This window comes from Qipengyuania sp. ASV99, assembly GCF_047872805.1.
In the GTDB taxonomy this organism is placed as follows: domain Bacteria; phylum Pseudomonadota; class Alphaproteobacteria; order Sphingomonadales; family Sphingomonadaceae; genus Erythrobacter.
In genome coordinates this window covers 80,467-94,342 of sequence record NZ_JBLQUK010000010.1, presented here as the reverse complement: position 1 = coordinate 94,342, position 13,876 = coordinate 80,467, and the positions used below count along the sequence as shown (strand labels likewise).

The 13,876-nt window shown below is 63.4% G+C and carries 14 protein-coding genes; 5 read left to right on the top strand and 9 right to left on the bottom strand.

What is annotated here, in order from left to right:
* Nucleotides 1-22 precede the first annotated feature (22 nt).
* Genes ACM64M_RS11850 through ACM64M_RS11840 form a run of 3 tightly spaced genes read right to left on the bottom strand, consistent with a single transcriptional unit; the run spans nt 23 to nt 2,981 of the window.
* The gene (locus ACM64M_RS11850) at nt 23-730 is read right to left on the bottom strand and encodes a DsbA family oxidoreductase (protein WP_416228905.1); all 708 of its coding nucleotides are present in this window, start codon (nt 728-730) and stop codon (nt 23-25) included.
* Nucleotides 730-1,665: an NAD(+) diphosphatase gene (gene nudC / locus ACM64M_RS11845; protein WP_416228904.1), complete on the bottom strand. Its 936-nt coding sequence runs from the start codon at nt 1,663-1,665 to the stop codon at nt 730-732. The genes ACM64M_RS11850 and nudC overlap by 1 nt, the downstream gene beginning before the upstream one ends.
* Nucleotides 1,665-2,981 (bottom strand): serine hydrolase domain-containing protein, encoded by a 1,317-nt coding sequence (locus ACM64M_RS11840; RefSeq protein ID WP_416228903.1) that lies wholly within the window; start codon nt 2,979-2,981, stop codon nt 1,665-1,667. The genes nudC and ACM64M_RS11840 overlap by 1 nt, the downstream gene beginning before the upstream one ends.
* A 137-nt stretch (nt 2,982-3,118) precedes the next feature.
* On the opposite strand from ACM64M_RS11840, the gene ACM64M_RS11835 reads away from it, so the two are divergent.
* On the top strand, nt 3,119-3,340 hold the full coding sequence (locus ACM64M_RS11835) for a hypothetical protein (RefSeq protein WP_416228902.1): 222 nt from the start codon (nt 3,119-3,121) through the stop codon (nt 3,338-3,340).
* Here the strand turns inward: ACM64M_RS11835 and ACM64M_RS11830 are convergent.
* Nucleotides 3,337-4,386 (bottom strand): A/G-specific adenine glycosylase, encoded by a 1,050-nt coding sequence (locus tag ACM64M_RS11830; protein WP_416228901.1) that lies wholly within the window; start codon nt 4,384-4,386, stop codon nt 3,337-3,339. The two genes, ACM64M_RS11835 and ACM64M_RS11830, sit on opposite strands and share 4 nt — an antisense overlap.
* A gap of 14 nt (nt 4,387-4,400) precedes the next feature.
* On the opposite strand from ACM64M_RS11830, the gene ACM64M_RS11825 reads away from it, so the two are divergent.
* The 4 genes from ACM64M_RS11825 (at nt 4,401) to ACM64M_RS11810 (ending at nt 10,050) form a co-directional block, all read left to right on the top strand.
* Complete coding sequence (locus ACM64M_RS11825; RefSeq protein WP_416228900.1) at nt 4,401-4,964, top strand: DUF721 domain-containing protein; 564 nt, start codon at nt 4,401-4,403, stop codon at nt 4,962-4,964.
* Entirely contained in the window at nt 4,961-5,728 is a 768-nt protein-coding gene (locus ACM64M_RS11820) for a thioredoxin domain-containing protein (RefSeq protein WP_416228899.1), read from the top strand. Before ACM64M_RS11825 ends, ACM64M_RS11820 begins: the two co-directional genes overlap by 4 nt.
* A 134-nt stretch (nt 5,729-5,862) precedes the next feature.
* On the top strand, nt 5,863-6,609 hold the full coding sequence (locus ACM64M_RS11815; protein ID WP_416228898.1) for a thioredoxin domain-containing protein: 747 nt from the start codon (nt 5,863-5,865) through the stop codon (nt 6,607-6,609).
* Nucleotides 6,610-6,627: 18 nt separating this feature from the next.
* Nucleotides 6,628-10,050, top strand: coding sequence for a chromosome segregation SMC family protein (locus ACM64M_RS11810; RefSeq protein ID WP_416228897.1), 3,423 nt, complete (start codon nt 6,628-6,630; stop codon nt 10,048-10,050).
* A 7-nt stretch (nt 10,051-10,057) separates the two neighbouring features.
* On the opposite strand, the gene ACM64M_RS11805 is transcribed toward ACM64M_RS11810, so the two are convergent.
* The 5 genes from ACM64M_RS11805 to plsX form a co-directional block, all read right to left on the bottom strand.
* The gene (locus tag ACM64M_RS11805) at nt 10,058-10,879 is read right to left on the bottom strand and encodes a hypothetical protein (protein ID WP_416228896.1); all 822 of its coding nucleotides are present in this window, start codon (nt 10,877-10,879) and stop codon (nt 10,058-10,060) included.
* 16 nt (nt 10,880-10,895) lie between these two features.
* On the bottom strand, nt 10,896-11,336 hold the full coding sequence (locus ACM64M_RS11800) for a MerR family transcriptional regulator (RefSeq protein ID WP_416228895.1): 441 nt from the start codon (nt 11,334-11,336) through the stop codon (nt 10,896-10,898).
* Nucleotides 11,337-11,353: 17 nt separating this feature from the next.
* On the bottom strand, nt 11,354-11,659 hold the full coding sequence (locus ACM64M_RS11795; RefSeq protein ID WP_416228894.1) for an integration host factor subunit alpha: 306 nt from the start codon (nt 11,657-11,659) through the stop codon (nt 11,354-11,356).
* A 114-nt stretch (nt 11,660-11,773) separates the two neighbouring features.
* On the bottom strand, nt 11,774-12,766 hold the full coding sequence (locus ACM64M_RS11790) for a beta-ketoacyl-ACP synthase III (protein ID WP_416228893.1): 993 nt from the start codon (nt 12,764-12,766) through the stop codon (nt 11,774-11,776).
* Nucleotides 12,748-13,866 carry a phosphate acyltransferase PlsX gene (gene plsX, locus ACM64M_RS11785; RefSeq protein WP_416228892.1) on the bottom strand — a complete coding sequence of 373 codons (1,119 nt, stop codon included), beginning with the start codon at nt 13,864-13,866 and terminating at the stop codon, nt 12,748-12,750. Before plsX ends, ACM64M_RS11790 begins: the two co-directional genes overlap by 19 nt.
* Nucleotides 13,867-13,876: the final 10 nt, after the last annotated feature.

Here is a 13,876-nt window from a genome sequence, read left to right as displayed (position 1 = left end):
TTAGCCCCCGATTGAAAGGCGCCTATCCCGATACGGTCGCGCGGCTTTTCTCAGCCACTCTACGCAGCGCGTTGACATAAGTTTCCGGGGACTGCGCACCGGGGATCATGAAACGGCCGTTTACCACCATCGCGGGCACACCGGCGATATTGAGGTCCCAAGCCTGCTGCTCTTCGGCGAGCACCCGCTCCTCCAACGCCGGATCATCAAGCGCCGCCTTGGCGGCTATGCGGTGAAGTCCAACACTGGCGGCAATATCAAGCAGCACTTCGCGGTCCGACAGGTCCCTGCGCTGATTGAAATGCGCACGGAACAGCGCAAGTTTCAATTGCGTCTGCACCTGCGGCCCCGCCTGTTCGAGCGCAAAGCCCAGCAGCTTGTGACAATCGCGCGTGTTCCACATCATTGCCGGCGGCGCATCGGATTGGTCGTCGCTTGACCCTTCATAGGTCAGCGAAACGCCCGCACTTTTAGCAATCGCCTTCATCTGGCCGCGCACCGCTGCGCCTTCTTCGGCGGATCGGCCATATTTGCGCGCCAGATGCGCTTCCTGCTCCTCACCTTCGAGCGGCATGTTGGGGTTGAGTTCAAACGGGCGCCAGCGCACTTCGGCTGCAATTTCGCCATCGAGTTCAGTCAGCGCCTTGGTCAGTTGACCGTAACCGATGGCGCACCACGGGCACATCACGTCGGACCAGATGTCGATGGTCAATCTGTCGGGCGAGGTCATTAATCCTTCTCCAGCCACCATTTCATCAAACTAAAGGCTATTGCGGTCGGTGGAGGCGCGGTGAAGGCGGTTTCGGTGCCATCACCGGTGTAGCCGCGCGCATGGGCAACCGCGTGTTCGACCTCTGCGTGGGTGAACCAGCGCGCTTCTTCCAATTCCTCGACATCCAGCGTGATTTCGGTCTCATCGGTCTGACAATAACAGCCGATCATCAGCTGGCTGGGAAACGGCCACGGCTGAGTGGCGATATATTCGACATCGCGCACCCGCAGGCCCGCCTCTTCGTGCACTTCGCGCGCAACCGCTTCCTCAATCGTTTCACCCGGTTCGACAAATCCGGCGAGCGCGGAGAAACTGCGCGGAGGGAAACGCGGCTGTCGGCCCAGCAGCAGGCGGCCCTCATTCTCCACCAGCATGATCGTGACCGGATCGGTGCGCGGGAAATGCTGCGCCTGACAGCTGCCGCAATCGCGCTGCCAACCGCCCTTGGCAGGCTTGGTCGCGGCGCCGCAATTGGCGCAGAAACGGTGCCGCGCGTGCCAGTCTACCAGGCTGCGCGCGCCGCCATAGATCGCCAGATCGGGCGGCGACAATTGCTGGATCGCCGCCCATGCGCGCGGCATAGTATAGGCAGGATCGGTCGCCCCAGCCTCTGGAACGGCGGCAAAGCAGGCCTTGTCCTCCAGCATTCCCAGAAACACCAGCTCGGCATCCTCCGCCACATCGGCCAGCGTGCCCCACAGCAATTCGCCCGCTTCGCCAATCTGCGGCAGCAATCCGTCGAGCAGCAGCACCTTGGCCCGCCAGTCCATCAACGCGCCCAGCCTTTCGCGGTCGGTGCGGATGTGATCGGCCCGGTCCATCGGTGAGCCTGCAAAGGCTATCGGCCCGGTGCGCGGCAGTTCGGGATGCGCGGGATGCGCGGGATGGTTCATCAGGCCGCTTTGGCAGCGCGCATCGCGGTCAAATCAGCTTCCAGCGCGGCGAGATATTCGTCGCGGATGGGATAGGCATCGGATGGCATATATTGCGTCCACAGCGCGGTGCGCAGACCCAGCCGGAAATCGACCGCGCTCAGCGTCCCTGCGGCGCCGCCCCAGCCGAACGTGCCATTGAAACTGCGCCCGCCCGCGCCGTGGCCCTGCCCGATCATCCATGACCCGGTCAGATCAACCGTCTTCGGCAGCAGATCTGACGTGCCGACGCGCACCGCCAGTTCGCCCATCACCCGTTCATTGCCAAGCTTGCCATAACCCAGCAGCATCCGCATGAAACGGTCGTAATCCTTGGGGCTGGACACCAGTCCGCTGCCGCCAGTGGGCACTTCGGGCGGGTCGAGAAAGATCGAATTCGTCCCCGGATCAATCGGCAGCGCCTGTCCGAACAACACTCCGTAATTGTCGGTCAGCCGCGCCTTTTCGCTTTCCGGCACCTGCATCCAGGTGCTCTCCATGCCCAGCGGATCGAACAGCCGGGCTTTCAGAAAGGCTTCAAACTCCATTCCCGAGGCGACCTCGATCACCCGGCCCAGCAGGTCGATACTGCTCGAATAGCTCCACCGTGTCGCGGGTTGATACATCAATGGTAATGTCGCCAGCCGGTCGGCCCAAACCTCCAGCCCCGGCGCAGGGGTTACGGGGGGAAAGCCGGGGATCGGCATCCGGCTGGCCCGCCCGCTGATAATGCCGTTCTGATTATAGGCGTCGAGCAGCGGTCCCTTGCTGATGATGTCGTATCCCAGCCCCGCCGTATGCGTCAGCAATTGCCGGATCGTGATCGGCTTGTCCGCGGGAACCGTGTTCTCCAGCGGCCCTTCGGGATCGACCAGCACCTGCATCTCGCGGAACGCCGGGAGCAGATCGTATACCGGCTGATCGAGGCCCAGCAGCCCATCGTCAATCAGCATCATGATCGCCATGCCGGTGATCGGCTTGGTCATCGAATAGATGCGGTAGAGCGAATTTTCATCGACTTCCGCCGTGCCGTTCAGCGCCAGCGTGCCGCCGCCAACAGTGTGCGCGTGATCTTCTTGCCCGCTGCCAAAGGTCAGGAACAGATTGGCCAGTTTGCCCGAAGACACATATTTATCACTCAGCGCGGCGACATTGGGCCAGGCCTCACTGACATCATGCGCCATAAGCTGCCGCCCGAATGGCAGCGAAGCCAGCGTCGCCCCGGCAGCGGCATAGGCGCCCGCGCGAAACAGCGACCGGCGCGACAGGTCAGAAACGTCAAAGGTGCGAAATGCCATGGCTCAGGATTCTCCGGAAAGATTTTCGCAGTTTGTGGGGCAGGCGGCGCGCGGGGTCAATTGCGTGGTGAATAGAGACTTGAATTTTCGGTCCCAAAGCCCTTGCTCAGACAAGGTGCCTTAGCCATATAACACACATGGGAAATCTACTCGCTTATCTGTTCGGCATCATCAGCCTGATCATCGTCATCCCCTCGACCATTCCGTTTCTGGGGTGGGGCAATTGGCTGGCCTTGCCGCTGATCGTGGTTGGGATCATCTTTGGCGCATTGTCATCAAACAATGGCGGGCGGAATTTCTGCCTGATCGTGTTTCTGATCGCCGCTGTGCGCCTGACCATCGGCGGCGGGTTTATCTAACCTGCGGCCAGCGCCAGCCGCGCCGCCTTGGCAAACAGGGTGGGTAGGCCCGCTTCGTCAAGTTTTTCGGCCGGCCACCAATCACCCTCGCCCGGTGGCGCGCTGGACGAAACCATGCGGCACACACGCAAGGTCAGATGCGCGTGAGTAAAGGTGTGCCGCACGGCGCCCAATTCCTCTGTCTTTCCGGCCAAAGCCGCCGCGCCTGATCCATCCGCGCGTGCGCTCCAGCCATCATCGGGCAGTGCGCGCATCCCGCCCAGCATCCCCGTGCCCGGCCGCGTAACCAGCCACACTTCGCGCGCTCGGCCTGCACCGCGTTCAATCCAGAAGGCGGTGCCGCGGCGCTCAGGCTTGGGCTTTTTGGTGGGCTTCACCGGCAGACGCTCGGGCTCCCCCGTCAAACGCCCAGCGCATTGCGGCGCGAGTGGGCACAGCAGACAGCGCGGAGCTTTGCTGGTGCAGATTTGCGATCCGAGATCCATCATCGCCTGCGCAAAATCGCCCGCGCGGCGGGTCGGCGTGATCTCATCGGCGCGTGCGCGGATCGCCTTGCGCGCAGCGGGCAGCGGTTCCGCAATGGCAAACAGCCGCGCGGCCACCCGTTCGACATTGGCATCCACCACCACCGCGCGTTTGCCAAACGCAATCGCCGCGATGGCGGCTGCGGTGTAGGCACCCAGTCCCGGCAATGCGCGCAGTTCCGCCTCGGTTTCGGGAAAGCCGCCGCGTGTCGCCACGGCGGCTGCGCACTTCACCAGATTGCGCGCCCGCGAATAATAGCCAAGGCCCGCCCACGCCGCCATGATTTCGCTCTCGCTCGCCCGCGCAAGGTCGCAAACTGAGGGCCAAAGCTTCGTGAATTTCTCGAAATAGGGCTTTACCGCAGCGACTGTGGTTTGCTGCAGCATCACTTCGGACAGCCAGACGCGATACGGCCAATCCGGGTCATCGGGGACCGCCGCACCGGGCGGATTGCGCCATGGCAGCGCACGGGCGTGGCTGTCATACCAGTGGAGCAGATTGTCAGAGATGCTGGCGGTCACGCGGCGGCTATGGCATGGCTGGCCCGGTCATGGGAAGCGACAGCGACAAACCCGCCGCGCGGCCGCGCAAAACCGCGAGGCTATACGAACGCCCGCGCGGCACCGGGGCCAAGGCGATCGGCGATCTGATGCCCGAGATCGGGCGCACCGCATTTCGCCGCTTTGGCTTCGTGCAAAGCTCGGTTGTCACCCGCTGGCCCGAAATCGTCGGCCCCATCCACGCCCGCGTCTGCTCCCCCGAAGCGATCCGTTTCCCGCCCGGCGAAAAATCCGAAGGCATCCTGCAACTCGTCGTCGCGCCCGCCCATGCGCCGCTGATCCAGCAGGTGATCCCGGAAATCATCACAAGGGTAAACCGCTTTTTCGGTTATAGCGCGGTTTCACGGGTGAAAATCCGGCAAGGCGCGGTTAAGCCGCCATCTGCTCAACAGCGCCCCAAACCGCCTCCCTCGCTCAAACCGATCCCGATGGAATTGGGGGAATCCTTGCGCGATATTGGCGATCCGGAGCTGCGGACGGTGCTCGAATCGCTGGCGCGCAGCATGGGTGAGGCCAACAAGAAAGACGATACGAAGTGAGAAAAGCATTTCTGGGAACATTGGTAGCGGTCGCCGCACTCGTTACCCCGGCCAGCGCGCAAACTTCGCGCAACGATTCCGATTCGCCCAATGGCCTGAACAATCCCGGCAGCGAATTTGTCGGCGATGGCCGCCGCGCGGCGTGGCATGCCGAAGTTGAACGGACCGATCGCGGATACCGGATCGGCAATCCCGAAGCCGACGCCGCGCTGATCGAATTCATCAGCTACACCTGCGGCCACTGCGCCACCTTTGCGCGCGAAGGCGAAGGGGCGCTGGATCTGGCGCTGCTCGCGCCGGGGCATTTGAACCTCGAAATTCGCCCGGTGATCCGCAACGCCATAGACCTGACTGTATCGCTATTGGTCGCCTGCGGTCCGGTGGATGGGTTCAAGAACCGCCACCGCATGTATCTGATGCGGCAGGACAGCTGGATGGAAAAGGCGCGCACCGCACCGCAGGCGCAGCAGGCGATCTGGGCGCGCGGCGACCGCGATGCGCGGCTCAACGCGGCGCGCGCGCTTGACCTTGATGACATGCTGGCCGAACGCGGCACATCAATGGCAGACATCAACACCTGTCTTGCCGACGATGCAGCGGCGCTGGCGCTGATCCGCAATGGCAATGCCGACCGCGATGAATTCGCCGTGCCCGGCACACCCAGTTTCGCGCTCGACGGCGAATTGCTGAACGAAGTGCACACTTGGGGTGCGCTTTATCCGGTGCTGGCCGAACGGTTCCGCCCCGAAAATGCATCGGAATAATGGCTCGGCCCGCCAAACTTGCGCGAATTTCACATAATCGACACATTTGTGCACAAGCGGTGTGCGCTATCCGCTTCCGCTGATGCGGAGCATTTGTATAGTTTCCCAGACTTCGATCAGAGGATCCATCCAGCATGAAATCGACCCAGACCTTGTTCAAACTCGCCCTGATCGCCCCGCTCGCGCTGACCCTGACGGCTTGCGGAGAGGAGGCACCCGGCGAAGGAGAAAGCGCCGCCATCGCCGCAATCCCTGCGCCTGATGGCACCAATTGGGGTGAGACCATCACGGTCAGCGCCGAAGATGGCTATATTCTCGGCAATCCCGATGCACCGCTGAAACTGGTCGAATATGCCTCGCACACCTGCGGTGCCTGCGCCAATTTCTCCGCGACGGGCAAACCCCCGCTCAAAGAATACGTCGCCACCGGCGTTGTCAGCTTTGAACAGCGCAATCTGGTGCGCGACCCGATTGACGTTGCGGTCGCCACGCTGGTGCGCTGCGGCGCGAAGGAGAACATGCAAGTCCTCTCCGATCAGGCATGGGGCAATCTCGAAGCGATCTTTGCCAATGTAAACGCCAATGGCGCGGCCTACGAAGCCGCAGGCGAAATGCCCGTCGAACAGCGTTTTGTCCAAATTGCCGAGGCCGCTGGCCTGATCGACTTTTTCGCCGCGCGCGGCCTGTCCGCCGATCAACAGCGCGCCTGCCTCGCCGATACCGCGAAAATCGAAAGTATTATCAACAATTCACAGACCCAGGCCGAAGAGCTGGGGATTCAGGCTACCCCGACTTTCCTGCTGAATGGGCGCAAGCTGGACGTGAACCAGTGGAACGATCTTGAACCGTTGCTGCAACGCGCCGGCGCGCGTCAGGAATAGGTTCAAAGACCTGACCGCATGCAAATCAGCCGCCTCAAACTTTCCGGCTTCAAAAGCTTTGTAGAGCCGGCTGAACTGCGCATCGAACCGGGGCTGACAGGGATTGTTGGCCCCAATGGCTGCGGCAAATCCAACCTGCTTGAGGCGATCCGATGGGTCATGGGGGAAACCTCGGCCAAATCGATGCGGTCGGGCGGGATGGAAGATGTGATCTTTGCCGGGACCGACACACGGCCCGCGCGCGCCTTTGCCGAAGTGGTTCTGCACGCCGCCGATGGCGAGGGAGAGGAACTGATCGTCACCCGCCGAATCGAACGCGGTGCGGGCAGCGCATACCGGGTCAATGGCAATGATGTGCGCGCCAAAGACGTCGCGCTGACCTTTGCCGATGCCGCAACTGGCGCGCATTCGCCCGCGCTGGTGTCGCAGGGCAAGATTGCGCAAGTGATCGCGGCAAAACCCGCCGAACGCCGCATGATGCTGGAAGAAGCCGCCGGGATCGCCGGACTGCATGTGCGGCGCAAGGATGCCGAGAGCAAATTGCGCGCCGCGGAAAAGAACCTCGAACGGCTCGAAGATTTGATGGCTGGGCTCGATGCTCAGATGACCGCGCTGCGGCGGCAGGCCAAGCAGGCGGAGCGTTATACCAAGCTGTCGCAGGAAATTCAGCATGCCGAGGCGCGGTTGCTGTTTGCCCGGTGGCGCGATGCCGCCGCCGCCGCCAAGGAAGCGCGCGCCGCCGCTGAGACCGCCAATGCGCAGGTGGATGCGGCCAAGCGCGACGCCGACACCGCGCAAAAGGCGCAAGCCGAAGCCGCCGCCCGGATCGCCAGCGCGCGCGACGAACTGGCCGACCGGCGCGATGATGCAAGCGCGCATGGCCACCGCATGGCGGCGCTTTCGGAAAAGTTGGAGGCCGCCGAAACGCGGCTCGCGGATCTTGAACGCCAACGCTCCCGGCTGGAGGAAGACCGTCAGACAGCCGACCGCCTGACCAGCGATGCCGCCGGTGCCTTAGCCAAGCTGGAACGCGACCTTGAAACCTCGCGGCAGTCGCTCAGCGATGCCGAAGCGCAGCGACCGGCTTTGGCGGAGGCCTCCGATAATGCTGACCGCGCCAGCCGCTCCGCCGAACTGGCGCTGGCCAAGGCGACCGCCGACCATGCCGGGGTCGAAGCCGAATGGCGCGTCGCCGAAGCGGCCATCGAACAGGCGCAGGCACGGCTCGCAAGAATCACCCGCGAGCGCGACCGGATCACAGCGGCGCGCGCCGAACTGGCGGGGGGAGACGATCCAGATCACGCAGTTATCGCGGCGCGTGAGGCTGCGGAAGAAGCCGCAAGCGAGACCGCCCGGCTGCGCGCCCGCTTTGACACAGAGCAAGCGCGAAAGCGCGAATTGCAAACCGCCCGCGATGAAACCGGTGCGGCGCTGGCTGCGGCAAGGGCAGAGCTTGCCGGGGTGGAGCGTGAATACACCGCACTGACCCGTGACCGTGACGCGCGGGACAAACGCACCAAGGGCCGCGAAGGTCTGCCCGCAGCGCTCGACAAGGTCAGCGTCGCCAAAGGGTATGAACGCGCCATCGCCGCGGTCCTGGGGCGCGATGCAAAGTCACCCTTGGGCGCGCCGCCAGAGGCCAGCGATGGCCGTTTCTGGACCGGCAGCACTGCGCCCGCGCAAGTGGCCGACAGCCTGCTCGATCATGTCCGCGATTGCCCCCCGGAATTGCAAGCACGGCTAGCGCTGGTCCACTGCGCTAATGCCGATGATGGCCGCGTGCTCGGCCCCGGCGAATGGCTGGTCACGCTTGGCGGCCATCTGCGCCGCTGGGACGGATTCGTTGCGCGCGGCGAAGGCTCGGCCGAGGCCGCCCAGCTGGAGGCAGCCAACCGCCTTGCCGAACTTGAAATGCAAATCCCCGATCTGCGGAGCGCGGCGCTGCTTGCCGAAACGCAGGAACGCACCGCGCGTGAAGAACTGGCAGCGCTCCAGGCCGCGTTGGTTGCGCAGGAACGCGGCATCGCCGCCGCTGCCGAGGCCGAACGCGCCGCGCTGCGCAGGCTCGATCAGGCTGAGGCAGCTAAGGACCGGGTCGCGGCGCGAATGGAGGAGCTGGCGGCATCGTCAGCCGAACTCGAAGAGCAATTGCGCGCCGCCGAAAACGACCTTTCCGCCACGACCGAAGCGCGCGCGGCGCTGCCCCCGCCCGATGCCGGACGCGCGGCACTGGAGGCGGCGCGGGCGCGGCACGAAGCTGCGAAATCGGCGGTGCAATCGGCGCTGGCGCAGCTCGCCGCGCAGGATCAGGGCATTGCCGTCGCGCGTGAAAGACTGGCGGCGCAGCGGGCTGATTATGCCAATTGGAAATCCCGTTCTGGCGAAGCGGCGGCGCGCGTTGCCGAGGCCGGACGGCGGCTCGAAGAAATCGAAGAAGAGCGCAGCGTCATTGCCGCCAAGCCCGCCGCGCTGATGGCCGAGATCGAACAAGGCGATGCGGTGCGCGAGCGGCTGACGCGCGAGCTTGAAGCGGCACAATCGGCGATGGATTTGTGTGCGAGCGCGGTGAGCACCGCCGACCGCGCTCTGGCCGAGGCGCAGGAAAAACTGTCGGTTGCGCGCGAAGGCCGGGCAACATTGGCGGCACGCGCGGAAAATCAGGAATCGCGCCGCAGCGAATTTGCGCGCGTGTCGGGCGAGCGGTTTCAATGCCCACCCCCGCTCTTGGCCGAACGGTTTGGGTTCAACGAGGACGCGGTGCGGCCCGCCAGTGACGAATCGGAAGAAATGGACCGCCTCACCGCCAGCCGCGAACGGATTGGGCCGGTCAATCTGGTCGCCGCCGAAGAGCTCGCGCGGATTGAGGAAGAACACGGCACCAGTGCCAGCGAGCAGGCCGAATTGACCGAAGCGATCGCGCGGCTGCGCGGTTCAATCGGCAACCTCAACCGCGAGGGCCGCGAACGGCTGCGGGCAGCTTTCGAAGAAGTGGACGGGCATTTTCGGGTGCTCTTTTCCCGGCTGTTTCAGGGCGGAAGCGCGCATCTGGCGCTGATCGATTCGGACGATCCGCTTGAGGCGGGACTGGAGATCTACGCCCAGCCGCCCGGTAAGCGTCTGCAATCGCTTTCACTTCTTTCCGGCGGAGAGCAGGCGTTGACGGCGACGGCGTTGATATTTGGGCTATTCCTGACCAACCCCGCGCCGATCTGCGTGCTCGACGAGGTCGACGCGCCGCTCGATGACGCCAACGTCGAACGGTTCTGCGACCTGCTCGATTCGATGGTCCAGACCACCCGGACCCGTTACCTGATCGTCACCCACAACGCCGTGACCATGAGCCGAATGCACCGATTGTTCGGAGTAACCATGGCCGAAAAAGGCGTCTCGCGGCTCGTCAGCGTCGATCTGGGCGAAGCCGCGCTGATGGCGGCGGAGTAGGCGCTCTTCAGACTTCGGTGAAGCGCAGCAGGAGCCAGTCCTTGCCCACCAGCGCTGCGGCAAGGCGCTGCTCCGCATCGTCCGGCGCATTCTCATGCAGCTTCACGAGGTCGCGGGCCAGTACGTGTGCCTCGTCATTGGTAAGAGCGATCGAGCGTGCATATCCGAAAAAGCGCGATCCCACTCCGATCAGCGCCATTGCGTGCCGCCGTTCGAGATGACGCGCGAGCGCATAGGACTGCATCGGATCAAGGCTGCCCATGAAATAGCCGTTCGGAAGCGCCGCGAGCGCATCCGACGCGGTCGCGACCGGCACGAACTGGAAATGGACCTCGCGATCATTGGCGATCCGCAGCGCCGCGTCAGGATCGGACATGACTGCAATCGGATCGAGCTGCCCGTCCATTGCACCGGTCTTCCATTGCAGCACACCGCAGGCATCCTCGAGGGTTAGCTCGGCTGCGCGCGCTTGCAGGTTTGTGAGCCGGATGGGAAATTCTGCCAAGGTGCTGAGGTGGCCGAGATGCTCACCGTCCTCGAAACATTCCGGGCCAAGCGCCGACAGGTCATGCCCCCGGGTGTCGTCGAGCCGGTGTTTCCCGATCGTGTGAAACATGGTGTAGACCGCCTGCCACGGGTTATCGAGGGTCGCCAGCACACATTCTTGAGGACGCACTGCCTGCAGTTCGGCGTGGATCTCACGCAGCGCTGCGAAGTCGCCGATATGCTCGGCGATCACGCCGTCGCACAGGAAGTCGTGAAACCGGCGTGCGTCCTTCTCGGAGAAAGAAGTGATGCGAACGCGCTTGCGTTTGCCGAAACCGAACATGGCCACTGCTTTGACGCTAAGCCTCGATCGCCTTGGCCAGCCGAGCGCGCAGCCCTTTGAGCTTCGCGATCGTTTCCGAATAATCGGGTTTGGGCGATTCCACCGGTCCGGCATCGGCTGCGCGCCGGGCAAAGACTTCGCCGCCATCGGCGCGGCGGTCGCCCATACGCCGGTCCTCTTGCCGCCGGTCGAGGTCCGAAGCGCCGCTTGAACGCAGCACCGCCTCTGCGCCTTTCAGCGTGTAGCCCTCTTCGTGGACCAGTCGGTTGATCGCCTCGACCATGGCGACATCGGCGGGCCGGTAATAGCGTCTGCCGCCGCTGCGTTTCAGCGGTTTGAGCAAGGTGAATTGCTGTTCCCAGTATCGCAGCACATGCGGCTTGATGCCCAGACCCTCGCTCACCTCGCCAATCGTACGGAGCGCGCCGTCATCCTTGCCATCGTCAAACTCGGCCATGCGCGTGCCTTACCCGTTCAGCCTTTTGCGATCTGCTCTTTAAGCAGCTGGCTCGCGCGGAATGTCAGCACCCGGCGGGGCGTGATCGGCACTTCGATGCCGGTCTTGGGATTGCGGCCCACACGCTCATTCTTGTCGCGCAAAACGAAACTGCCGAAACCGGAGATCTTGACGTTTTCGCCCCGTTCGAGACCGGCGGTCATCTTGTCGAGGATCGCTTCCACGAGATCGAGCGATTCAGCCCGGCTGAAACCCATCTTACGATTGATTGTCTCGGCCAGATCGGCTCGGGTCAGCGTACCAACTGAACGCATCATCCGCATATCTCCCTCTGTGGCGCGCCCCACTTCATTACCGCTGATAGTATTGAAAATTGAATATTTTGCAACGTTGGGCAGCCGTCGCAGCCGCTTTTTCCCACGCCGCCGACCAGGCGGTCAAATTCGGATCAGGCTGGCACCCCAAGTGAAGCCGCCGCCCATTGCTTCAAACATCACCAGATCGCCGTTCTTGATCCGGCCATCGCGGCGGGCGGTGTCAAACGCCAGCGGGACCGAAGCCGCCGAAGTGTTGGCGTGAATATCCACCGTCACGATCACTTTTTCCGCCGGGATGCCCAGTTTCTTCGCAGTCGCATCAAGGATCCGCTTGTTCGCCTGATGAGGCACGACCCAGTCGATATCCTCGGCAGAAATTCCAGCATCTTCAATCACTTCGCCAAGGACATTGGCAAGGTTTACCACAGCATGGCGGAACACCTCGCGGCCCTTCATGCGCAAATGACCGACGGTTTGCGTGGTTGACGGCCCGCCGTCGACATACAGCAGATCGTGACATGATCCGTCGGCATGCAGCCGGCTGGCGATAACGCCGGGTCCGCCGCCCGCGACGGGATTGGCGGCATCGGGTGCTGCGAGCACGACCGCCCCAGCCCCGTCACCGAACAGAACGCAGGTGGTGCGGTCCTCCCAATCGAGAATCCGGCTGAAAGTCTCTGCTCCGATCACCAGAGCGCGCTTTGCGGCCCCAGTGGTCAGCAGCGAATCGGCTGTCGTCAATGCATAGAGAAAGCCCGAGCACACCGCCGCGACATCAAAGGCGATGCAGCCGTTGCAGCCCAGCGCATGCTGCACCTTGGTCGCGGTTGCGGGGAAAGTGTTGTCGGGTGTCGCGGTGGCGAGCACGATCAGGTCAATATCGCCCTGCTCCAGCCCCGCATCAGCCAGCGCCGCGCGCGCCGCAGCGGTCGCCAGCGTCGACGTTGTCTCCCCCTCGCCCGCAATATGCCTTTGGCGGATGCCAGTGCGTTCGACGATCCATTCATCAGAGGTGTCAATTTGTTCGGCTAGATCAGCATTGGTCAGCACGCGCGCGGGCAGCGCGGAACCAGACCCCAGCAATCTGGAACCTGTCACGCAGCCGCTCCGCATTCGGCGGGATCGGACGCAGAATCCGGCTCGGCGTCTGCATTTGCGCCATTGCCACCAGCCTGTCCGCCAACCCGCAGCGCGCCTTCGCCAAGCTGCGCGAGATCCAGCGCGATCCGCTGCGTCAGCTTATCCTCCAGCAGCCGTGCGGCCACCGCGACCGCATTGGCGACGCCCTTTGCCGTGGCGCTGCCATGGCTTTTGACCACGACGCCGTTCAGGCCAAGAAACACCGCGCCGTTGTAATTGTTCGGGTCGAGATGATGGCGAAGCAGCTCGGTCGCGGGTTTGGAAACCAGAAACCCAACCTTTGACCGCAGCGAGCTGGTGAATGCCTGTTTCAGGAGATCGGTGACGAACCGCGCCGAACCTTCGATCGCCTTGAGCGCGATGTTCCCGGAAAACCCATCGGTGACGACGACATGGGTTTCGCCGCGATTGATTTTGTCCGATTCGACAAAGCCATCGAATTCCAGCTCAAGCCCCTGGGCCGCTGACAACCGCGCGGCGGCATCGCGCAGCGCATCGGTGCCCTTGATCTCTTCAGTGCCGATATTGAGCAAGCGCACCTTGGGACGGTCAAACCCGTTGACTATCCGCGAATATGCCGCACCCATCACCGCGAATTGCACCAGATTGCGCGCGTCTGCTTCGGTGTTGGCACCCAGATCGAGCATCACCACGTGATGCGGCTCAAGCGTTGGCAACAGCGCGGCGAGCGCGGGGCGATCAATGCCCGGCATGGTGCGCAGCGCAATCTTGCTCATCGCCATCAGCGCACCGGTGTTGCCCGCGCTGACCGCGGCCCCGGCATCGCCCTGCTTCACGGCATTGACGGCGAGGCCCATGCTGGTGGTTTTGGCGCGGCGGATCGCCTTGCTTGGCAATTCATCGCCGCTGATGACATCGTCGCAGTGCAGGACTTCGGATGCGCCGCGCATACCGGGATGATTGTCCAGCGCGCGTTCAATGCGTTGCTGATCGCCGACCAGCAGGAATTTGAACTTTTCGTGCTGACGGCGGGCGATTGCCGCGCCTTCGACCATAACGCGCACGCCTTCATCGCCGCCCATCGCATCAACAGCGATACGCGGGAAAGTCATGCACGGGGTC

Excerpts from the sequence above, each read along its gene's own strand:
- ACM64M_RS11840 (WP_416228903.1), bottom strand. The coding sequence starts at position 2,981 with ATGGCATTTCGCACCTTTGACGTTTCTGACCTGTCGCGCCGGTCGCTG.
- ACM64M_RS11790 (WP_416228893.1), bottom strand. The coding sequence starts at position 12,766 with ATGCGGAGCGGCTGCGTGACAGGTTCCAGATTGCTGGGGTCTGGTTCC.
- plsX (WP_416228892.1), bottom strand. The coding sequence starts at position 13,866 with ATGACTTTCCCGCGTATCGCTGTTGATGCGATGGGCGGCGATGAAGGC.
- ACM64M_RS11815 (WP_416228898.1), top strand. The coding sequence starts at position 5,863 with ATGAAATCGACCCAGACCTTGTTCAAACTCGCCCTGATCGCCCCGCTC.
- ACM64M_RS11850 (WP_416228905.1), bottom strand. The coding sequence starts at position 730 with ATGACCTCGCCCGACAGATTGACCATCGACATCTGGTCCGACGTGATG.
- ACM64M_RS11835 (WP_416228902.1), top strand. The coding sequence starts at position 3,119 with ATGGGAAATCTACTCGCTTATCTGTTCGGCATCATCAGCCTGATCATC.
- ACM64M_RS11795 (WP_416228894.1), bottom strand. The coding sequence starts at position 11,659 with ATGCGGATGATGCGTTCAGTTGGTACGCTGACCCGAGCCGATCTGGCC.
- ACM64M_RS11800 (WP_416228895.1), bottom strand. The coding sequence starts at position 11,336 with ATGGCCGAGTTTGACGATGGCAAGGATGACGGCGCGCTCCGTACGATT.
- nudC (WP_416228904.1), bottom strand. The coding sequence starts at position 1,665 with ATGAACCATCCCGCGCATCCCGCGCATCCCGAACTGCCGCGCACCGGG.
- ACM64M_RS11825 (WP_416228900.1), top strand. The coding sequence starts at position 4,401 with ATGGCTGGCCCGGTCATGGGAAGCGACAGCGACAAACCCGCCGCGCGG.
- ACM64M_RS11810 (WP_416228897.1), top strand. The coding sequence starts at position 6,628 with ATGCAAATCAGCCGCCTCAAACTTTCCGGCTTCAAAAGCTTTGTAGAG.
- ACM64M_RS11805 (WP_416228896.1), bottom strand. The coding sequence starts at position 10,879 with ATGTTCGGTTTCGGCAAACGCAAGCGCGTTCGCATCACTTCTTTCTCC.